General features: G+C 67.2%; 21 protein-coding genes and 1 tRNA gene. 18 read left to right on the forward strand and 4 right to left on the reverse strand.

What is annotated here, in order from left to right; genetic code table 11:
- Positions 1–78 precede the first annotated feature (78 nt).
- The 3 genes from QO011_RS28155 (at position 79) to QO011_RS28165 (ending at position 1,552) form a co-directional block, all read left to right on the forward strand.
- A complete protein-coding gene (locus QO011_RS28155) occupies positions 79–441 on the forward strand; it encodes a type II toxin-antitoxin system RelE/ParE family toxin (protein WP_442358309.1) in 363 nt (120 codons plus the stop codon).
- Complete coding sequence (locus tag QO011_RS28160; RefSeq protein ID WP_307279720.1) at positions 438–761, forward strand: helix-turn-helix domain-containing protein; 324 nt, start codon at positions 438–440, stop codon at positions 759–761. Before QO011_RS28155 ends, QO011_RS28160 begins: the two co-directional genes overlap by 4 nt.
- A gap of 74 nt (positions 762–835) precedes the next feature.
- A complete protein-coding gene (locus QO011_RS28165) occupies positions 836–1,552 on the forward strand; it encodes a type 1 glutamine amidotransferase (RefSeq protein ID WP_307279723.1) in 717 nt (238 codons plus the stop codon).
- Between the two features lie 8 nt (positions 1,553–1,560).
- On the opposite strand, the gene QO011_RS28170 is transcribed toward QO011_RS28165, so the two are convergent.
- Positions 1,561–2,811, reverse strand: a complete 1,251-nt coding sequence (locus QO011_RS28170; RefSeq protein WP_307279728.1) for an ADP-ribosylglycohydrolase family protein — start codon at positions 2,809–2,811, stop codon at positions 1,561–1,563.
- 363 nt (positions 2,812–3,174) lie between these two features.
- On the opposite strand from QO011_RS28170, the gene QO011_RS28175 reads away from it, so the two are divergent.
- From QO011_RS28175 to glcF, 3 genes are read left to right on the forward strand one after another with little or no spacing between them, the layout of a single operon-like run.
- Complete coding sequence (locus QO011_RS28175) at positions 3,175–4,653, forward strand: FAD-linked oxidase C-terminal domain-containing protein (protein ID WP_307279729.1); 1,479 nt, start codon at positions 3,175–3,177, stop codon at positions 4,651–4,653.
- Entirely contained in the window at positions 4,650–5,828 is a 1,179-nt protein-coding gene (glcE, locus tag QO011_RS28180; protein WP_307279730.1) for a glycolate oxidase subunit GlcE, read from the forward strand. Before QO011_RS28175 ends, glcE begins: the two co-directional genes overlap by 4 nt.
- A 1-nt stretch (position 5,829) precedes the next feature.
- On the forward strand, positions 5,830–7,143 hold the full coding sequence (gene glcF / locus QO011_RS28185) for a glycolate oxidase subunit GlcF (protein WP_307279733.1): 1,314 nt from the start codon (positions 5,830–5,832) through the stop codon (positions 7,141–7,143).
- 17 nt (positions 7,144–7,160) lie between these two features.
- Here the strand turns inward: glcF and QO011_RS28190 are convergent, their stop codons facing one another.
- Positions 7,161–8,069: a bifunctional 5,10-methylenetetrahydrofolate dehydrogenase/5,10-methenyltetrahydrofolate cyclohydrolase gene (locus QO011_RS28190; protein ID WP_307279736.1), complete on the reverse strand. Its 909-nt coding sequence runs from the start codon at positions 8,067–8,069 to the stop codon at positions 7,161–7,163.
- 230 nt (positions 8,070–8,299) lie between these two features.
- Between QO011_RS28190 and QO011_RS28195 the strand changes: the two genes are divergently transcribed.
- Positions 8,300–8,539: a hypothetical protein gene (locus tag QO011_RS28195; protein WP_307279738.1), complete on the forward strand. Its 240-nt coding sequence runs from the start codon at positions 8,300–8,302 to the stop codon at positions 8,537–8,539.
- A 218-nt stretch (positions 8,540–8,757) separates the two neighbouring features.
- Positions 8,758–10,353, forward strand: a complete 1,596-nt coding sequence (aceB, locus tag QO011_RS28200; protein ID WP_307279742.1) for a malate synthase A — start codon at positions 8,758–8,760, stop codon at positions 10,351–10,353.
- Positions 10,354–10,411: 58 nt separating this feature from the next.
- Here the strand turns inward: aceB and QO011_RS28205 are convergent, their stop codons facing one another.
- Positions 10,412–14,314, reverse strand: coding sequence for an ATP-binding protein (locus QO011_RS28205; RefSeq protein WP_307279744.1), 3,903 nt, complete (start codon positions 14,312–14,314; stop codon positions 10,412–10,414).
- 267 nt (positions 14,315–14,581) lie between these two features.
- Between QO011_RS28205 and QO011_RS28210 the strand changes: the two genes are divergently transcribed.
- The 7 genes from QO011_RS28210 (at position 14,582) to QO011_RS28240 (ending at position 18,080) form a co-directional block, all read left to right on the forward strand.
- Positions 14,582–14,959 carry a phasin gene (locus QO011_RS28210; RefSeq protein ID WP_307279746.1) on the forward strand — a complete coding sequence of 126 codons (378 nt, stop codon included), beginning with the start codon at positions 14,582–14,584 and terminating at the stop codon, positions 14,957–14,959.
- Between the two features lie 206 nt (positions 14,960–15,165).
- Entirely contained in the window at positions 15,166–15,618 is a 453-nt protein-coding gene (locus tag QO011_RS28215) for a phasin (RefSeq protein WP_307279748.1), read from the forward strand.
- A gap of 120 nt (positions 15,619–15,738) precedes the next feature.
- Positions 15,739–15,815: transfer RNA gene (locus tag QO011_RS28220), tRNA-His, on the forward strand.
- Between the two features lie 412 nt (positions 15,816–16,227).
- On the forward strand, positions 16,228–16,365 hold the full coding sequence (locus QO011_RS28225; protein WP_307279751.1) for a BrnT family toxin: 138 nt from the start codon (positions 16,228–16,230) through the stop codon (positions 16,363–16,365).
- Positions 16,366–16,494: 129 nt separating this feature from the next.
- Positions 16,495–16,755 carry a BrnA antitoxin family protein gene (locus QO011_RS28230; RefSeq protein ID WP_307279753.1) on the forward strand — a complete coding sequence of 87 codons (261 nt, stop codon included), beginning with the start codon at positions 16,495–16,497 and terminating at the stop codon, positions 16,753–16,755.
- A gap of 290 nt (positions 16,756–17,045) precedes the next feature.
- Entirely contained in the window at positions 17,046–17,300 is a 255-nt protein-coding gene (locus QO011_RS28235) for a ParA family protein (RefSeq protein WP_307279755.1), read from the forward strand.
- A 63-nt stretch (positions 17,301–17,363) separates the two neighbouring features.
- Positions 17,364–18,080: a ParA family protein gene (locus QO011_RS28240; protein WP_307279758.1), complete on the forward strand. Its 717-nt coding sequence runs from the start codon at positions 17,364–17,366 to the stop codon at positions 18,078–18,080.
- Between the two features lie 203 nt (positions 18,081–18,283).
- Here QO011_RS28240 and QO011_RS28245 read toward each other — a convergent pair whose 3' ends face one another.
- Positions 18,284–18,613, reverse strand: a complete 330-nt coding sequence (locus QO011_RS28245) for a hypothetical protein (RefSeq protein WP_307279760.1) — start codon at positions 18,611–18,613, stop codon at positions 18,284–18,286.
- A gap of 600 nt (positions 18,614–19,213) precedes the next feature.
- On the opposite strand from QO011_RS28245, the gene QO011_RS28250 reads away from it, so the two are divergent.
- From QO011_RS28250 to QO011_RS28260, 3 genes are read left to right on the forward strand one after another with little or no spacing between them, the layout of a single operon-like run.
- Positions 19,214–19,477: a hypothetical protein gene (locus tag QO011_RS28250; RefSeq protein ID WP_307279762.1), complete on the forward strand. Its 264-nt coding sequence runs from the start codon at positions 19,214–19,216 to the stop codon at positions 19,475–19,477.
- 31 nt (positions 19,478–19,508) lie between these two features.
- Positions 19,509–19,739: a hypothetical protein gene (locus QO011_RS28255; RefSeq protein ID WP_307279766.1), complete on the forward strand. Its 231-nt coding sequence runs from the start codon at positions 19,509–19,511 to the stop codon at positions 19,737–19,739.
- A gap of 51 nt (positions 19,740–19,790) precedes the next feature.
- Positions 19,791–20,549, forward strand: coding sequence for a hypothetical protein (locus tag QO011_RS28260; protein ID WP_307279769.1), 759 nt, complete (start codon positions 19,791–19,793; stop codon positions 20,547–20,549).
- Positions 20,550–20,677: the final 128 nt, after the last annotated feature.

Here is a 20,677-nt window from a genome sequence, read left to right on the forward strand (position 1 = left end):
GTGCACCCCAAATGCGGGTCCAGTCACTTTATGGGCTTGATGATATAGTGAAATCACCATATACACTCGGAACGAATGGTGAAGCCACGGATCAAACCGCTCGTCTGGATCGGCTCCAGTTACAGGGATTTTTGCGAATTGCCCGAAGAGGTCCGTTCGCACATGGGCTATGCTCTCTATGTCGCGCAACAAGGCGGCAAACACCGAGATGCCAAGCCGCTCAAGGGGTTCGGCGGCGCCGGCGTCGTCGAGATCGTCAGCAGTCAGCGCGGCGACACATTTCGCACGATGTATGCCGTGCGCTTTGCAGAGGCGGTTTGCGTGCTTCACGCGTTCCAGAAGAAATCGAAATCCGGCCGCGAGACGCCGAGGTCCGACATGGATCTCGTCGAGAGGCGGTTGCATGAAGCGGAAAAGCTTATGCGAGGAGAGACCCGATGAACGACACGGAGTATTTCACGGGATCTGGGAATGTCTTCGCCGATATCGGACTTCCGAATGCCGACGAACACCTGATCAAGGCGCAGCTCGTCTACAAGATCGATCATATCATGAAAAGCCGTCGCCTGAAGCAAGTCGATGCCGCTGCCATGCTCGGCGTGAAACAGCCGGACGTGTCAAAAATGCTGCGCGGCGACTTTCGCCAGTTCTCGGTCGAACGGTTGATGCGATTTCTCGTCGCTCTCGGGCAGGATGTGGAAATCGTCGTGAAGCCGGCTGTCCCGCAAGGCGCAGCACATGGTCATTTGTCGGTGAGTTGACCGGCCTCCGGACGTTTCCGCCTCGGGCGGTCCGTCCCGATTCCTTGGATCGATCGTTTCGGTTGGACGTGAACATGCGCATCCTGGTCCTGCAGCACCTCGCCTCCGAGCATCCCGGCGTCTTCCGCGCCTTCATGGCCGCCGACGGCGTCGCGTGGGACGCGGTCGAGCTCGACGAGGGCGGCGTCATCCCGCCGCTGGAGCCCTATGACGCGCTCTGGGTGATGGGCGGGGCGATGGACGTCTGGGACGTCGACGCCTATCCCTGGCTGATCGAGGAGAAGCGCGTCATCCGCCGCTGGGTGCGCGAGCTGAACCGGCCCTTCCTCGGCGTCTGCCTCGGCCACCAGCTGCTCGCCGACGCGCTCGGGGGCACCTGCGGCCCGCAGCGCCCGCCCGAGGTCGGCGTCTTCGACATCGAGCTGACGGCCGAGGGACGGGAGGATCCGCTGTTCGCCGGCCTGCCCGCCCGGTCCAAGGCGCTGCAATGGCATTCTGTGCGCGTCGCCCAGCCGCCGGAGGGCGCGCGGGTGCTCGCCAGCTCGTCGCTCTGCCGCGTCCAGGCGATGCAGGTGGCGGACCGGGCCTGGGGCCTGCAGTACCATGTCGAGGCGGAAGCCGGCGTGGTGCGGGACTGGGCCTGCGTGCCCGAGTACCGCCGCGCCCTGGAGGAGACGAACGGCCCGGGCGCCATGGAACGGCTGCAGGACGACATGGCCACGAACGCCGCCGATTTCGCGGCCAATGCCGCGATCCTCTGGCGCAACTTCGCGCGCCTGGCGCGGGGGTAGCGGGCACTCTACGCCGGGCCGGCGCCGTCCGCCGCGTCGGCGAGGTCGCCGGCGAGGCGAAGGATCAGGGGCTTCAAGGCGAGGCGCTCGAGCCATTCGCCGGGAATCCCGGAAAGTCCATAGACGGCGCCGGCGATCTGGCCGGCGACGGCGGCCGTGGTGTCGGCGTCCTCGCCGAGATTGGCCGCCAGCAGGATCGCCGACCGGAAATCCGTCGTCCGCGACACGGCCCAGACCGCCGCCTGGAGGGTATGGACGACATAGCCGGACCCGCGGATATCCTCGCGCGCAAGGCCGCGCCAGCCGCCCTTGATCCGCAAAGCCGCCGGCCCGTCCAGGATATCGGCCAGGGGCTTGCCGGCGATCGCGTCGGCGAGAAGGTCGGCGAGGATGCCGGAGGCCTCGATGCATTCGTCGGCCGCGTGCGTGGTGATGGTCTGTGTCCTGGCGACGTCCTGGAGCTTCGATCGATCGTTCCAATGCCGGATCGCCACCGGCGACAGCCGCATCAGCGCGCCATTGCCCGCGGTCCCCGGATCCCTGGAGCCGGCGAGCGGATTGCCCGTCCGCTTGAAGTGCAGCAGGGCCTGCAGCGTCGTGCCGCCGATATCGAAGCACCAGCCCGTGCAGGAATATCGCCCGTTCTCATGCCACTCGACGAAGCGGGTCATCAGCGCCGCCGGATCGAGATCGGGGTTCTCGCGGAGGCTGTCCGCGAGAGCGAGCGCCATGGCGGTGTCGTCCGTCCATTCCCCCGCCGCAAGCTGAAAGGGACCGCCGCCGATCATGTCCGTCAGCAGCGCATGGGCCGGCTTGGCTTGAAATTCGATGGTGGTGCCGACCGCATCGCCGGCAGCCAATCCGACGAGGGCGCCGACGGCCCTGTCGCGAATCGACGCGCCGTCATCGCGTCTCCCGACCGGCGGCGTCCTCCCGCCCTCCTCGCGCCAGGCCTTCAGCAGGCCCTGCCGGGACACGACGGGACCGACGGCCTCGAGGACGCGGCGAATGGCGATATCCGGGCCGAGCCCCATGTCCGCGAGCAGGCACGCCGCAACCATCGCGGCCTCGTCGGGCCCGCCCTCGCACGCGACGGCGAGATGCGCGCCCCTTGCCAGAAGCGCCGCGAGCGTCGCCGAGAGCTCGGCGGCGCCCGGCCCGGCGCCGTCGCCCTCCGGCCAGGCGTGCCACTCCATGAAGCGGCGACGGATTTCCGAGGCTGCCTCGATGCTGTCCCGGCCGAAAGGGCGCTCGGCCAATGTGACGACTGCGGCTGCATTCCACCGGGCGAGAGCATCGAGATCTCCGGTCCAATCGCGACCTCCAGATCGAACCTCGACATCGGATCGCCCCCGGCCCGCGAAGGGCCAAAGGCCGATTCGACCGCCGCTCGCCACGGTCTCGATCTCCACGATGCCGGCACGCCCATGGCCCATGTCGCGATATCCTTCCTTCGGAGACGAGTCCGGCGATGCCCCGGAGGGCGGTTCCGGCCGGCGAGTTTATACTTGCGCCGGCGCCCTCAACCATGATGAACAACCCGTGCTCGACATCGACGCGAGACCAGGCCTCGTGGAAGACGTAAGATAGGGCCGAGGAAACAGGCCGAACGGGGGAGGCTGATGCCCGACGGACAGACCCACAGCACCACCGGCATCCCGATGCCGGCGCCCGATCCCGGGATCCTGGCCCGGCGCCAGCGCATCGTCGACGGGCTGTCGGCGCTGCTGCCGGGCGAGCAGGTGATCGCGAGCGAGGACGAGCGGCGCGCCTACGAGACCGACGCCTTCACCGCCTATCGGCAATTGCCGCTGGCGGTGGTGCTGCCGCAGACCACCGAAGAGGTCGCGGCGGTGCTGAAATTCCTCAACGCCGAGCGCGTGCCGGTGATCCCGCGCGGCGCCGGCACCTCGCTCTCCGGCGGAGCCCTGCCGCAGGCCGACGCCGTGGTGGTGGGCCTCGCCAAGATGAACCGGGTGCTGGCGCTCGACTTCAAGGACCGCACCGCCCGCGTCCAGGCCGGCATCACCAATCTCGGCATTTCCGGCGCCGTGGCGCACGAGGGCTTCTTCTATGCGCCGGATCCCTCCAGCCAGCTCGCCTGCACCATCGCCGGCAACATCGCCATGAACTCGGGCGGCGCCCATTGCCTGAAATACGGCGTCACCACCAACAACATCCTCGGCGTGCGCCTGGTGACGCTGGAAGGCGACATCCTCGACATCGGCGGCGACGCGCTCGACGCGCCGGGGCTCGACCTGCTCGGCATCGTCATCGGCTCGGAGGGCCAGTTCGGCATCGTCACCGAGGCGGTGGTGCGCATCCTGCGCGCCGCCGAAGGGGCGCGGCCGATGCTGGTCGGCTTCGCCGCGCCCGAGGATGCCGGGCGCTGCGTCGCCGAGATCATCGGCTCCGGCATCATCCCGGTGGCGATCGAGTACATGGACCACCTCGCCATCGAGATCACCGAGGGCTTCGCCCATGCAGGCTATCCCCTCGACGCGGCGGCGATGCTGATCATCGAGGTGGAAGGGAGCGAGGAGGAGATCGACCGCCTGCTGGAGCGGATCAGCGCCATCGCCCGCCAATGCGGCGCCCGCACCCTCAAGGTGTCGACCTCGGAGGCCGAGAGCGCCGCCATCTGGAAGGGCCGCAAATCCGCCTTCGGCGCCACCGGCCGCATCGCCGACTATATCTGCATGGACGGCACCATCCCCACCGGCAAGCTGCCGATGGTGCTGACCCGCATGGGCGAGATCGTCCGCGGCTACGGCCTGCGCGTCGCCAATGTCTTCCACGCCGGTGACGGCAACCTGCATCCGCTGGTGCTCTACAACGTCAACGACGCCGGCGAGCGCGAGAAGGCGGAGGCTTGCGGCTTCGACATCCTGCGGCTGTGCGTCGAGGCCGGCGGCTGCCTCACCGGCGAGCACGGCGTCGGCATCGAGAAGCGCGACCTGATGCGCGAGCAGTTCGACGAGACCGAGCTCGCCCAGCAGATACGGCTGAAGCTCGCCTTCGATCCCCACTGGCTCCTGAACCCCGCCAAGGTGTTCCCGCTCGACCTGCGGCCGGCCGGCGACCTCCCGGCTGCGGCATGAGCGGACCCATCCAAGCCCCCGCCGACGAGGCGGAGCTGGCGCATGTCGTCGCCGAGGCCTTTGCCGCCCGCACGCCGCTCGACATCCGCGGCGGCGGCTCCAAGCGCGACGTCGGCCGCCCGGTGCACGGGGCAGCGGTCGGGACGGGCGGGCTTTCCGGCATCACCCTCTACGAGCCGGCCGAGCTGGTGATCGGGGCGAGAGCCGGCACGCCGCTCGCCGAGCTCACCGCCGCGCTCGACGCCAACGGGCAGATGCTGCCCTTCGAGCCGGCAGACTGGCGCGGCCTGCTCGGCTCGGGCGAGGCGCGGCCGACGGTCGGCGGCACGGTGGCGGCCAACCTCTCCGGCCCGCGCCGCCTGATGGCCGGCGCCTGCCGCGACGCGCTGATCGGCGTGCGCTTCGTCAACGGCCGCGGCGAGACCATCCGCAACGGCGGGCGGGTGATGAAGAACGTCACCGGCTACGACCTGGTCAAGCTGATGGCCGGGTCCTGGGGCACGCTCGGCATCGTCACGGAGGCGATCTTCAAGCTGCTGCCGAGGCCCGAGACCTCGGCCAGCCTGGTGTGGAGCGGGCTTACCGACGAGGATGCGGTGGCGCTGATGTCGGCGGCCGCCGGCAGCCCCTACGAGATCTCGGCGGCGGCGCACTGGCCGGCCGGGGACGGCATGCCGGCCCGCACGGTGCTGCGGCTGGAGAATTTCGCGCCCTCGGTCGCCTATCGCGCCGAACGCCTTGCCCGCGAGCTCAAGCGCCACGGCGCGCCCGACCGGCTGGACGAGGCGGCTTCGAGCGCGCTCTGGCGCGACATCCGCGACGCGGCGCCGCTGCGGGATGCGGCCGGTGCCGTCTGGCGGGTGAGCGTCGCGCCGTCCAGGGCCCCGGCCGTGGCGCTGGCCCTGCGCCAGGCCGGCGGCGCGGCGCGCCTGTTCGACTGGGGCGGCGGGCTCGTCTGGGCGGCGGCGCCGGAGACGGCGGAGGCCGCCGCGGCGATCCGCCGAGCCGCGGCCGCGCAGGGCGGCCATGCCACGCTGGTGCGCGGCAGCGAAGCCCTGCGCCTGGCGGTCCCGCCCTTCACCCCGCCCGCCGGGCCGCTCGCCGCCCTGACGGCGCGCATCCGGGCGGCGTTCGACCCCGCCGGCATCCTCAACCCCGGCAAGATGGGCGAGTGACATGCAGACCGATTTTTCGCCGGCGCAGCTCAGCGACCCGCAGATGCGGGAATCCGAGACAATCCTGCGCAGCTGCGTGCATTGCGGCTTCTGCACCGCCACCTGCCCGACCTATGCGCTGCTCGGGGACGAGCTCGATTCGCCGCGCGGGCGCATCTACCTGATCAAGGACATGCTGGAGGGCGGCAAGCCGGCCACCCCCGAGGTGGTCAAGCACATCGACCGCTGCCTCTCCTGCCTCTCCTGCATGACGACCTGCCCCTCCGGCGTGCACTACATGCACCTGGTCGACCACGCCCGGGCCCATATCGAGACGACCTATCGCCGGCCCCTGAGCGAGCGCATGGTGCGCGGCATCGTCGCGACGGTGCTGCCGAACCGCCGGCTGTTCCGCCTGGCCCTGGTCCTGGCGCGGCTCGGCCGGCGCGCCCTGCCGCTGGTGCGGCGCCTGCCGCAAGGCGAGCGCCTGGCGGCCATGCTGGCCCTGGCGCCCGCAGCGCTGCCCGCCGCGGCGACCCCGGTGCGCCCCGGCCGGTTCCCGGCCGAGGGCGAGCGCCGCGGACGGGTGGCGCTGCTCAGCGGCTGCGCCCAGCCGGTGCTGGCGCCCGGCATCAACGAGGCGGCGATCCGGCTGCTGAACCGCCACGGCGTCGAGGTGGTGCTGCCGTCCGGCGAAGGCTGCTGCGGTGCCCTTGTCCATCATATGGGCCGGGAGCACCGGGCGCTGGAGCAGGCGCGGCGCAACGTCGATGCCTGGACGGCCGAGATCGAGCGCGGCGGGCTCGACGCCATCCTGGTCACCACCTCCGGCTGCGGCACCACGATCAAGGACTACGGCTTCATGCTGCGCGAGGACGCCGCCTATGCCGCCAAGGCCGCCCGCGTCGCCGCCCTGGCCAAGGACGTCTCGGAATATCTGGCCACGCTGTCGCTGCGCCCGGCGCGCGCGCTCGACCAGACCGTCGCCTACCATTCCGCCTGCTCGATGCAGCACGGCCAGAAGATCGTCGCCGAGCCCAAGACCCTGCTCAAGCGCATGGGCTTCACGGTGAAGGATCCGCCGGAGGGGCACCTGTGCTGCGGCTCGGCCGGCACCTACAACATGCTGCAGCCGGAGATCTCCGGCCGGCTGCGGGCCCGCAAGGTGGCGAATATCGAGAAGACCGGGCCCGACCTGATCGCCACCGGCAATATCGGCTGCATCACCCAGATCGCGCAGGGCACCGCCATCCCCATCGTCCATACCGTCGAGCTGCTGGACTGGGCGACGGGCGGCCCGAAGCCGGGGGCGCTGGAGGGCATCGGCCCGGCCTGAGAGGCCGGAGCGCGAGACTACCGCCCGACGTCCTCGCGATAGGCAGTCTCGTAGAGCGTGCGCTGGCGCTTCAGCGCCGTCAGCGCGTTGCGCAGCAGGATGGCGACGGTGACCGGGCCGACGCCGCCCGGGACCGGCGTGATCCAGGCGGCGACCTCGCGCACCGAATCGGTGTCGACGTCGCCGATCACGCTCTCTCGCCCCTCGGCGTCCTTGACGACGTTGATGCCGATGTCGATCACCGCCGCCCCCGGCTTCACCATCTCGGCGGTGATCAGCCTGGCCTTGCCGACCGCGACGAAGAGGGCATCGGCGCGCCGGGCATGGATCGCCACCGAGCGGGTCATGTGGTGGCAGACCGTGACTGTCGCCCCCTCGCTCATCAGAAGGAAGGCGATCGGCTTGCCGACGATCTCGGAATGGCCGACCACCACGACCTCGAGGCCCTCCAGCTTCAGCCCGGTCGCCTTGAGCAGCTCCACCGACGCTGCGGCCGTGCAGGGCGCGAGGTCGAGCTGGTTGTAGACGATGTTGCCGATCGAGGCGGGGTGCATGCCCTCCACGTCCTTCATCGGGTGCACCGCCCCTTGCAGCGCCTTCAGCGCGATATGTGCCGGGGCCGGGCGTTGGATGATGATGCCGGTGACGCGCGGATCGGCATTCATCGCCCTGATCGCCACCTCGAGCTCGGCCTGGGTGATGGAAGCGGGGAAGTTGCGCTCCTCGAAGGCGATGCCGGCGCGCTCGGCCTGGCGCTTCTGGTTGCGGATATAGACCGCCGCCGCCTCGACGTCGCCGATGCTGATCGACAGGAGCCGGGGATGCCAGCCGGCGGCAGCGAGCATCTCGGTCTCGCGGCGGACCTCGGCGATGATGGCGTCGGCGATCGGCTTGCCGCGAAGGTCGTGGGGGTGGCTCTGGACCATGCTTTGCTTCCGCCGACGAGGATATAATTATTCATACAGGGAAAAATATCTCCGCCAAGGGCGTGCTGCCAAGCGTCGCAGGCGGGCTCGCGCCGGGCAGGAGCACGGCTGCGCGTCCCGTGTCAATGCGCACGGCAGCGGCCGGCGGGGCGGCTATCCTGTCCTCATCGATCGAGCGCAACACCGCGGCGATCCCAACCCAGAGGACGATACCGATGATCCGCAAGCTCGTGTCCGCCACTCTCGTCGCCGCCACCCTCGCGGGTGGGGCTCTCGCCACCACCACCTCCGCCCAGGCCGGCGGCTATGGCTACGGTGGCGGTTATGGCGGTGGCTACGGCGGTGGCTATGGCTACTCCTATCAGCCCAGCTACAGCTACACCTACCAGCCGACCTGCTACTACGAGACGCGCCGCGTCAACGACGGCTACGGCTACTATCGCTATGTGCGCGTGCGCGTCTGCCGCTGAGCGCAGCCGCTCCACCTGCCATATCTCCGGAAAACCCCGCCTCGGCGGGGTTTTCTGCGTTTGCGCCCCGGACCGCGCCTCGCCCCCACCCGTCGTCGGGGGCCGCGCAGCAGCCGGCGGCGCTTTACACTGCAACGCGGGATAAATAGGGTCCTGCCCGCAAGTGCCGCCGGCCGCTCTTTCCCACCGTGGCGCCGATCCCAGATGGAGACCAGCCAATGTCCGCCAGCCTGCCTCACGGCGTCGCGATATCGGGCGCGATGGATGCGCGCTTCGACGAGATCCTGACGCCCGAGGTGCTCGCCTTCGTGGCAGGCCTGCAGCGCAGCTTCAACACCCGGCGCAAGGCGCTGCTCGCCGCCCGGGCCGAGCGGCAGAAGCGGTTCGACGCCGGCGAGGTGCCGGGCTTCCTGGCCGAGACCAAGGCGGTGCGCGACAGCGACTGGACGATCGCGCCGCTGCCGGCCGACCTCCTCGACCGCCGCGTCGAGATCACCGGCCCCACCGACCGCAAGATGGTGATCAACGCGCTGAACTCCGGCGCGAAAGTGTTCATGACCGACTTCGAGGACGCCAATTCGCCGACCTGGGCGAACTGCATCGAAGGCCAGATCAACCTGAGGGATCGCTGGGCCGGGCGGATCGACTTCACCGATCCCACCACCGGCAAGGCCTACACGCTCAAGAGCGGGCCTGCGGTGCTGATCGTGCGCCCGCGCGGCTGGCACCTGGACGAGGCGCATGTCACGGTCGATGGCGAGGCGATGTCGGGCTCGCTGTTCGATTTCGGCCTCTATCTCTTCCACAACGCCAAGGTGCAGCTCGCTGCGGGCACCGGCCCCTATTTCTACCTGCCCAAGCTCGAGAGCCACCTCGAGGCGCGGCTGTGGAACGACGTCTTCGTCGCGGCGCAGGAAGGGCTCGGCCTGCCGCGCGGCACGATCAAGGCGACGGTGCTGATCGAGACCCTGCCGGCCGCCTTCGAGATGCACGAGATCCTGCACGAGCTGCGCGAGCACGTCGCCGGCCTCAATTGCGGACGCTGGGACTACATCTTCTCCTTCATCAAGAAGCTGGCCAAGAACCCCGCCTATGTCCTGCCCGACCGCAGCCAGGTGATCATGGGCGAGGCCTTCCTGCGCGCCTACAGCCTGCTCCTGATCCAGACCTGCCACCGGCGCGGCGCCTTCGCCATGGGCGGCATGGCGGCGCAGATCCCGGTCAAGAACGATCCGGCGGCGAACGAGGCCGCCTTCGCCAAGGTCCGCGCCGACAAGGAGCGCGAGGCGAGCGACGGCCATGACGGCACCTGGGTGGCGCATCCCGACCTGGTGCCGGTGGCCATGGAGGTGTTCGACCGGCTGATGCCCCAGCCCAACCAGCTCGACAAGCTGCGCCCGGACGTGGCCATCGACCGCGCCGATCTCCTCAAGGTGCATCGCGGCACCCGCACCGAGCAGGGCGTGCGCGACAATATCCGCGTCGGCGTGCTCTATCTCGAAGCCTGGCTGCGCGGGCGCGGCGCCGTGCCGATCTACAACCTGATGGAGGACGCGGCCACGGCCGAGATCTCGCGGGCGCAGATCTGGCAGTTCGTCAAGTACGGCGTGACGCTGGAAGGCGGCATCACCGTGACGCCGGCCTGGTTCGAGACGGTGTTCGAGCAGGAGATGGAGCGGGTGAAGCGCGAGGTCGGCGAGGCCGCCTTCGCCGGCGGCCGCTTCCCCGAGGCGGTGGCGCTGTTCAAGACGCTCTCGCTCGCGCCGGAGTTCGAGGAGTTCCTGACGCTGCCGGCTTACAGGCTGATCGCGTAGCGACGCCGGATCCCGCCCCCGCCGCAGAGGGCCGGGCGCCCCTGCCGCGCGGCGCCCTCTATTCCGCCAGCACCCGCATGGGCGGGAACACCACCTCGACGATCGTGCCGGCATTCTTGGCGGACTGGATGGAGAAGGTGGCGCGGTTGGCCTCCACCAGCGCCTTGGTCAGCGGCAGGCCGAGGCCGGTGCCGCGGGCGCTCGCGCTGGCGGTGGCGACCTGGCGGAACGGCTCCAGCGCCACGGCCAGCTCCTTCTCGGTCATGCCCTCGCCGGTGTCGCGCACGCGCAGCACCGCCTCGCCGCGCTCGGACAGGGTGGTGGAGACGATGATCTGGCCGGCGGGCGGGGTGAACTTCACCGAGTTCGACAGGAGATTCAGGACGATCTGGCGCAGGCTCCGGCCGTCGGCCACCACATTGGGCAGCCGGGGGGCCAGGGCGCTGCGGATGATGATCCGGCCGCCATTGGCCTGCGGCTGCATGATCGCCACCGCCTGCTGCACGACCTCGTTGAGGTCGACGCTGGCGAAGGAGAGCTCCATCCGCCCCGCCTCGATCTTGGAGAGGTCGAGCAGGTCGTCCACCAGGCTGATGACATGGCCGCCGGAGGCGTGGATATCGCGGGCATAGGCACGGTAGCGGTCGTTGCCGAGCGGGCCGAAGCGCTCCTCCATCATCAGCTCGGCGAAGCCGACGATGGCGTTCAGCGGCGTGCGGATCTCGTGCGAGATCTTGGCCAGGAAGTCCGACTTCTGCGAGGAGGCGTCCTCGGCCCGACGCCGGGCATCGGTGAGCTCGGCCTCGGCCTTCTTGAAGGTGGTCATGTCGCGCAGCACGGCGCAGAACCGGCTGCCGTCCGCCTCGCCGATCCGCCCGAGCGTCATGGAGAGCGGCACCAGCCCGCCCTGGCGCACCCGGCCCGTGACCTCGCGGCCGTCGTTGAGCACGCTGGCGACGCCGTTCCGGCGCAGGCTGTCGAGATAGTCGAAGGCAGCCCGATGGCTCTCCTGCGCCAGCAGCATGGCCAGGCTCTTGCCGGCGATCGCCTCGGTCTCGTAGCCGAACAGCGCCTCGGCGCTGCGGTTGATGCCGACGATGCTGCCGTCGGCGTCGAGAATGATGACGCCGTCCGTGGCGGTGTCGAGCACCGCCTGCAGCTCGTCGGCCCGGCGCCCGGCGGCAAGGGCCGCCTGTCGGGCATCCTCGGCCGAGGTATCCCCTGGCGGCGGCGCCGCCGGGGGCTCGACCGGCAGCACCAGGCGCCGCCGGATCGAGATCAGCAGCGCGCTCTCCCCGTTCCAGGGCGTGGTCTGGACGCGCCCGTCGACCGCGATGGTCTCCTCGTCGGCGCGGCGCAGCAGCACGCCCGCGCCGGCGGCGTCCTCGTCCGGCCGGCCGAGCGGGCCCGGACCGGCGAACAGCCGCTCGAGGCCGCCGGCCCGGCGCATGGCCTCGATATCGGCATAGCCGGTGAGATCGAGCAGGGTGCGGTTGGCGAAGAGCAGGTCCTCGCCGCGCGCCACCAGGATGCCGAGCGGCAGGCGGTCGATGAAGCCGAGCGGCACGTATCCCTGCGGAGCCTGGTCGGGCGAGTCCCGGTCGGACAGGGCGTGGACGGGCGTCTCCGGTGGCGCGCCCTCGCGCGCCGGCTCGGCGCTCTCGGCCGACACGGCCTGCGGCGGGGCGGACGGCTCCGCCTGGGCGAGCTGCCGGCGCACCGCCTCGACCAGCGCCTTGGCCTTCGCCCCGGCAACATCGTCGTCCGCGCTCCAGCGCGCCTCGTCGGCGACGGCGCTCGGCCGGTCCGCCGGGGCCTCGACCGTCGGCGAGGCCGCGTCGACGGCACCGGCCGGCGCCTCGGCTCGCTCCGCCGTGCCGGCGGCATCCGCCGGGGGCTGCGGCTCCGCGGGCGCATCCGGCACGCGCTGGCCGGCGGATGCAGGCGGCCCCTCCTCGTCGCCCTCGACCCGGGCGCCGAGGGCGCGGGCGATCTCGCGAAAAGCATTGCGCTCGGACGGCGAGAGCGCCGGCCGGTCGAGCGCGACCGGGCGGCCCTGGTGCAACCGCACCACGTTCGAATCGCTCAGGGCACGCGCCTCGCGCGCCGCGGCCAGGGGAATGACCGGCGTCGTGCCGGCATCGGTCGCAGGCTCCCGGCGGTCCGCGGCGGCCTGTTCCGAAACGGGCCGCGCCTCCTCGGTGGCGGTGCTCGCGACCGGCGGCTCCGCCTCGGGCGGGACCGGTGCGGCAGCTTCGCCGGCCGGGTGCTCCGCCTCGGCATGGATGCCGCCAACCGGCTCCACCACGGCGTGCAGCGGCCGCTCCGCCTCCGCCGGGACCGGCGCGGCGCCTTCGCCGGCCGGGGGCTCCGCCTCGGCATGGACGCCGCCAACCGGCTCCGCCACGGCATGCAGCGGCGGCTCAGCCTCGGCGTGAACCGGCGCGGCGCCTTCACCGGCCGGGTGCTCCGCCACGGCGTGGATGCCAGCTCCCGGCTCCGCCACGCCGGGCACCGCCTCCTCCGGCCCGACCATTGTCGCCGGCGAGATCGGCAGCTCCGCCTCGGCCGGGACCGGCGCGGCGGCCTCGCCGGCGGGGGCGGCCCCCTCGGCCTGGATGCGGGCCTCCGGCGCCGTTGCGCCGTCCATCGGCTGCTCCGGTTCGGCCGCGGCGACCGGCGCGACCGGCGGATCGGGGACGATGGCCGGCGGCGACTGTTCCGCCTCGGGGGAGGCCGCGGCGGACGGAGCCGGCGTGGCTTCCCCAGCCGCCTCGCCGGCATCCGGCATGATGGTGGGCGGACGGCAGATGCCGAAGCCGCGGAAACCCTGGAAGGCGCGGTTGCGGTCGAACACCGGCAGGGCGCTCATCTCGATGGCGGTCAGCGTGCGCGCCGCCGGGTCCGGCCAGGTCACGCCGAGGCCGGTCCAGGTGGCCTGGCCGGCAAAGGCGCGGGCCAGCGGGCCGTCCGGGTCGAGGCCCGCCTCCGCCGCGACCTCGGCGAAACGCCGGCCGTGCCATAGCGTCGCAGCCTCGCCGATGCCGGTCGCCAGCTCGGGCGAAACCGAGACGAAGCGGCCGTCGGCCGCGGTCTGGAACACGAAGCGGATCGGCGCCGTGCGTAGCGGCAGCCGTTCGGGCACCGGCACGGCCGTCTCCGCCTCAGGCTCGGCGGCCGGGGATGCGGGCGGCTCGGGCTGCCCGCCGGCCGCCAGATCCGGCGGGGTGCCGGCGGCCTCGCCGGCAACGGCGAGATCCGGAGCCGGGCCGGCGCTCGGTTCGGCGAAGGCAGGCTCCGCCGCCGCTTCCGGCGGCGGCCCGGCCTCAGCCTCGGCCCGGTCTGCCGGGCGATCGCCGTCCGCCGATCCTTCCGGCTGGAGCACGGGCGCAGCCGGGGCCGCATCGGCGGAGATCGCCGCCGGGGGCGCAGGGCTCTCCGAGGCGGCCGGTGCGGTCTCTGCGGCCGGACCGCCCGGCCGCAGGGGAGCGGCGCCCTCCTCGTTCGGCAGCCAGCGCCAGGTCGGCGGCTCGGCGGTCTCCGGCGCGGGTTTCGGCAGGCCCGCGGCCGGCTCCGCCGCCGGCCCACGCCGCAGCCAGCGCGGCACCTCGGTCGCGGTCATCAGCAGCACGGCGGCGCCGTCCGGCGCCTCGAGCCGGCGGCAGGCGCAGGCGACCGGCGCCAGCCGGCCGAGACCGGGGAAGCGCAGCCGTTCGATCCTGGCGGCCCCGCCGCCCTGGACGACGCGGGCGATGCGCGCGGCATCTCCGGCGAGAGCGCCCGTCGCGGCCCGACCGCCCGCGACGTCCGCGACCGTGACGCCCAGGGCGCTCGCGCCCGCCGCATTGGCCCACAGCAGCCGTCCCTCGACGCTCCACACGAAAGCCGGGCGCGGATCGGCCGCCAATCCGTCCAGCCGGCGATCGCCCGCAAAGGCGGAGAACAGCGTCGCGTCGGTCATCACAATATCCCGCAGCGGTCGTGACGGGTGCCAACAACCCTAACAAAGTATGAATATAGATGGAAAATAAAACGGTAAATGCGAGACGGGCCGGTTAACACAGGGAGTGTCCGGCATGGTTAAAATGCTGCGCCGGCGCTATGCTCAGGGGGCGGATCCGGCTCGGCGGGGGCCCGGTCCAGCCTCGTCCGGCTGCCGGGCGTGGCCAGCCCTCGCGCGAGCGGCGATGCGAGTCCGGGCCTTACAGCGCCCCATGGAGAACGCGGCATGGTCGCCAAGCCTTCTTATGAAATCCCGACGGAGATGCGGGACTTTGCGGAAAAGAGTGTCGATCAGGCGCGCAAGGCGTTCAACGGCTTCATGGGCGCTGCCCACAGGGCCGCGGACACGCTGGAGGGATCGACCCAGTCGGTGCAGTCCGGCGCCACCGACATCGGCCGCAAGGCGATGGGCTATGCCGAGCAGAACGTCTCCGCCGCGCTCGACTTCGCCTCGCGCCTCGTCCACGCCCAGGACGCCGAGGAGATCCTGCGCCTGCAGAGCGAATTCATCCGCAGCCAGATTCAGAGCTTCGGCGAGCAGGCCCGCGACATCGGCACCGCCACCTCCAAGCTGGTGGCCGGCGTGACCCGGCCGAAGGAGTGACGGGCTGCAATCTGAGGGGTATTGGTATGAACATTGTGCATCGCAACATGATGTTGCGTTGCACAAGAAAATGACGTATAGGGCGGGCCTGGACGTAGGGAGCGGGCACGGTAGCCCGCCGCCCCAAGAATGCGTAGAGCCGGTCTGGAATGTTCGGGCGGCGGACCGGCGCTCGACTCATGCCGCCTTTCCCCAAGGAAACAGAAATGGCCCAGCCGAAACCCAAGTCCGATTCCATCGAAACGCCGTTCGAGACCGTCGCCAAGCTCGAAGTGCCCGCCGCCGTGCGCGACTTCGCCGAGAAGGGCGTGGCGCAGGCCAAGGACGCCTATGCCAAGTTCAAGCTCGCCGCCGACGAGACCTCCGACCTGATCGAAGGCACCTATTCCACCGCCTCCAAGGGCGTGACCGCCCTCGGCCAGAAGGCGCTGGAGACGGCTCGCACCAACACCAACGCGTCCTTCGACCACGCCCTGTCGCTGCTCGGCGTCAAGACGCTGTCGGATGCGATCGAGCTCAACACCGCCTTCCTGCGCAAGCAGGCCGAGACGGCGACGCAGCAGGTCAAGGAGTTCGGCGAGCTGGCGCAGAAGCTCTCGACCGAGGCGGCCGGCCCGATCAAGGCCCAGTTCGAGAAGGCCCTGAAGTTCCAGGCCTGATCCACCCGCTCGACACATGCCCCAGGCCCGGACCCGCTCCGGGCCTTTTTCATGGCTGCTTTCTCGGCAGCATCGCTCTTGAAATGCCCGGGCGTTCCGCGTAAACGTCCGCCCGCGGATGCAGTTGTAGCTCAGTTGGTTAGAGCGTCGGATTGTGGCTCCGAAGGTCGGTGGTTCGAGTCCACCCAACTGTACCACGCAAGCTTTTGATCAGGCTTGCCATTGCCGCAACCGTCCGGATGACGCCCGTCATGGCTTGGCGCTTTCCCGGGAAGGTTTGACAGCTTTCGTCCGCTGTCTGTTCGGTTCGGCGTCGAAGGATTCGACAACCCCGCGCATCCCTGCCTTGAGAGTGGCATCGTGCTTCGGCGTCTTCGCCAGCGCGCCCCGCAACTCGGGCCGGCCGGCCAGAAGACGGGTTCGCCTGTCTTCGAAAAGCGGATCGAGAGTTCGCCGCTCCGACATGCCGTTCGCGGCAAAGCCGATTTTTCAGCCGTGCATGACACATATCCCTTCGGGCAGGACGAGATCGCACGCGCTGGAACGCGCGGACCACCAGTAGCTACAATCTGCTCGACAGAAGGGGCAGTCTGTAGCTACACTCTGCCCATGATCGAATTCGATGCGGGCAAGAGCGCGAGCAACCTCGCCAAGCATGGCGTCCCGCTGGAAGCTGCGAGCCGGTTCGATTGGGAAACTGCCATCGTCACGATCGACGATCGCGAAGACTACGGCGAGTTGCGCTAGACGGCCCTCGGCTTCATCGACGCCACCTTACATCAGAGCGGAGCGGCATCATTCGCGTCATCAGCCTGCGCAAGGCCACAAGCAAGGAACGCAGATACTATGCCGAAAACATCTGAGGAACTGCGCGCTATGGCGCTCGCCTCCGCCGAGGCCGTGACGCCGGAAGAGGAAGCTGCGATCCAGGCGGGAATCGCCGCGGACCCCGACACGTTTGAATGGACGGAGCAGCATTTCGCGAAGGCGCGCCGCTTCCGGGGCCCGCAGAAAGAGCCCCGTAAGGTGCTCGTCTCGCTCCGTCTTGACGCCACCGTGATCGAGCGCTTCAAGGCTGTCGGCCCCGGCTGGCAGAGCCGCATGAACGAAGTCCTCAGGAAGGCGGTCGGCGTGTAGCCAGCCGTCGATGAACTCAAGCTTGGGGCGGCCTGTCGCGGCCTCGGCCGGAAACGTGTGGGCACCATGACCACACCTTCTGAGAGGATCGGATCGCGCCTCGCGCGCCGAACCTGCGCGGACCGGCTGCGGTCGATGCCGCCGAGCATTTGTCGTCACCGAAGCATTCGGCGGTCCTGTTATGTGTCGACCAGCGCACGGGCAAAATATCCCTTCTCCAAAGGAAGATCCGTTCACTTGTTTCCGGGACCTGTTAAAATTCGCCGCTCATGATTCGAAAAGGCGCGTGAATGGCAAAATTCATCAGCACATTCAACAACAAGGGCGGCGTTGGAAAGACCACTCTAACTTGGAATCTTGCGGACGCTCTGGCCGAGAGGGGAGAACGAGTCCTACTTATTGATTTTGACCCACAATGCAATCTATCTATTGCAATGCTTGGTGGAAATTCATTCAAAGATATCGTAAGCGATGTTGTCTCTGGCAAAACAATACGCGCGTTCTTGCAAGGTTATTTGCAAAACACAGGTCCGGGCCCTATTTAGACGCATACAGGACCGAATACAAATCAAAACGTCAAGATCGTCGCCGGATATTTTTGGCTCAATGTGTATTCTGACGCGCTCAGCGTAGGTAGTGACTTACTAACTGGAAACGGCATTGCGAAATTCACAGCAATACGCATGTTAGAAGCCAAATTGAAGCAAGCTGGCGAGGAGTTTGACTATGTCATGGTCGACCTACCTCCTTCTTTCGGAGGACTTGTTAGATCAGCCCTATATTCGTCCGACTACCTTATTATTCCATGCACATCAGATCCATTTAGCGAATATTGTATCAGCCTGATCGCGCAAATGTTGCCTCAGTTCGTGGCGGATTGGGCAAACGGCGTGGCGCGCTTCAAGCAAAATAATTATGGATCTAAAGAATATGACGATCTTGGCAAACCTGTATACGCTGGTTGGATTTTTAATGGATTCGATACTCGATCTGATAAGATGTTGAGAGCCGACCAAGCTCACTACCAAAAAATTGATGAGGCGAATTCAAATCTTGCCGGGGAATTACTTTTGAATATCGAAAAATATACTCCTGTTCGAAATACAGGAGGAGCGAGCTTTAACATTGGCAGAGTTGAGGACATGAATGTTCTTATCCAAAACAGTTTATGGCTGAACGTTCCTGCGGCAAAGTTAGACCAGCACCAGCAGGTGAAGGGCTTGTCAGGAGACAAGCAGAAATGGTCCGCCGCACAGCTCGCATTGATCAGAAAGATACAGACCCAGATCAACGGAGTGGCGGACTCGATCATCGCAACTCTATGAAGGCACGAGACGGAGACTCGCCTTCAGGCGCAGCCAAGGGGGGAAGGGGGCCTGCAATGCAGACACCCCTTGATCATCGCCCAGCGTGAGTGAAGCCTCGCCGGACGACGATGAAGGGGGTCCGTGCACCGCGCCCGCCCCTTCCTTATGGCTGTCGGCATCCCTACGGGCAAAGGTTCAGCACGGGCTGCCAGAAGAGGGCTTCACCGCGGCAGCAGTTTCACAGTCGTGAACGAGCGGAAGCTGCCCATGCTCTCGCCTTCACCGCTAAGTTGCACACCCTTTCCGAGCGTCACGGAGACGCCACGGCCGATCAGGTTTTTCGGGATCTCCGTCGCCTCGTTCCAGGGGTCGCAGGTCTTGGCCACACACAGGCCGACGATCTCCTTGCCTGCGGCCGTGGCGATGGTCAGATAGCAGTTGTCGCCGCACTGGAAGGCCTTGATTGTGCCGACGATCTTTGCCGGATCCTTCGCAAGGACCGGAAACGCGCTGCAGGTCGCAAGCGCAACGACGGTTGCAATCCGAATCATTGGAGAAGTCACTCCTGGCGAGTGCCGCTGGTTGCATTTCGTTGTAACTTTCCGCCATGATTGCCGCAACGGCAAGCTTCCGAGGCAAGGGGGATTTGATGGTCCGGTGGCTGTTTGTGGCGGCCATGGTCGCAGCGCCATTCGACAGCGCTGCGAGCCAGTCCCAAGGGCTGCTCGTGCTCACCGGCCAGTGCACCAAGCTGATTATCGCTGGATCCAACCGGACCAGTTCGTGTCTCAGCAGGGTGGGAAGCGAGACCTATGGTGACGGCACCGTTGTCTTCACGTTCCGGGCGAAGGACACCGTGCTTGCCTTCGTCGGCAGCGGACCTGGCCTTGGACCACGCAAAGGGGACGCCTTCCTGCCGGTTTCATCCGTCGGGTTGCAGATCGATGGAAGCGGGCGCGCGCCATTTCGAGCCGCAGCGCGGGGAACCTGCCGGTTCACAGACCCATGGAAGGGAAAACCCGCAACCGTCTCGTGCTCGGCGGCGATCGCAAAGGAGAGCTTCTCGGCGACCTTCAGATCAGACGGGGCGCCTCCAATGGCTCGGTAGCATCATCCCTACTGGCACGATCTCATCCCTCTGGAGCTTGCCTATGCGACGTTCCAACAAGCCCGATGGCTCGACGGACTATCGCTCCATGATCACCTGTTTCCTCTGCCGTGGCCGGTTCCAGCATGGCCAGCATGTCTATGACGGGCGGCTTCAGTCCTGGAACGAGGCAATTTGCAAGCGATGCGAGGCCGGCAATTGGGACGACATCATCTCAGGCACGTTTCCGCACCTCGAGCAATCGCTGGCGGCGAAGGGCATGCCTGTCGCGCTCAACAGTAAGGGATGGATCAACATCCCGCAGTGACCGTTGGCAAGAAAGACGCCGGTGGAACCAGATGCTCAAGAAATCCGAATGCAAGAAGGCAATCCGCCATTTGACCCACCGGTGGGCGGCCGAGACCGGGCTCGGTCCGGCATCGGGCGAGATATCCAGTTTCAGCGCCTTCAAGGCGTGGCTCCTGGAGATAGGACATTCTCAGTATCTGAGTTTTCGATCGAAAGGCGACCCGGACTACGATGCCGAAATGTGGTTCGATCAGGAGCTGAAGCAAACTTGGCGCAATTAAACATTCGCCGGATGCAATAGCTGTAAGACAATTCTGCATCGCGGGTGGACGATGAAAAACCACGGTCATATATGGTCTCTTATTGCTATTGTTCTTACGCTTATCGCAGGCTACTTTCTGGGTATCGCTGCCGCGGACAAAAATGCGGTCGATTGGGCATTTAAGTGGCAGTCAATATTCGGTACGATATTGACGATGGCCGTTACCGGTGTTGGCGCGGTTTTGTTGTACACCCAGATCAGCCAAGATCGAAGAATTGAAAATGAACGTCGACAACAACGAAACTATGCCAATCGCGCATCCCTGTCGCTCGCCCTGAGTTCCATCAGCGAATATTGTGAACATAATGTTGGAGTGTTAAGAAAACTTATTACTCAGTGCGCAGACGGCGTGCTTTCAAACAGAATAGCCGCGAAAACCAATTTCCCGACCATTTCTGACGGCACCGTCAGTTTTCTTCGAGATTTTATTGAATACTCAAATTTTAATCAAAGTCGCCCAATAGTTAAAATATTGGCCGAGCTTCAAGTACTTGACGCGAGACTTAAATCCATGCACGTAAGATCAAATTCATTAGATCGGAGAGAGTTGATTCTTAAAATTAATATCGAGCAATACATCATTAGCAACTGTGAAATATACACATACGCTTCTAAACTCTATGATTTCGCGCGAGAACATACCGATGAAATTTCTGAGGATTTGACGACAGACGAGATGATGAGTTCACTCAACAATCTTGGATTTCTCGGTGATGAGGCACCTGAGATCCGCGCAGCGATCCAGAGACTGTACGGAAATGTAGAGTAAATTCCGTTCCTTGCGCGGTGAACGCCTTGCTGTCTATGGGAGTATTGGAATTTCGCAGGTTTCTCGCTCGACGCCTGAAAGGTACCTGTATGACACAGGTGGGGACGCCTCGGCGTCCCAAGAGTCGA

This window comes from Labrys wisconsinensis, assembly GCF_030814995.1.
Classification (GTDB): domain Bacteria; phylum Pseudomonadota; class Alphaproteobacteria; order Rhizobiales; family Labraceae; genus Labrys; species Labrys wisconsinensis.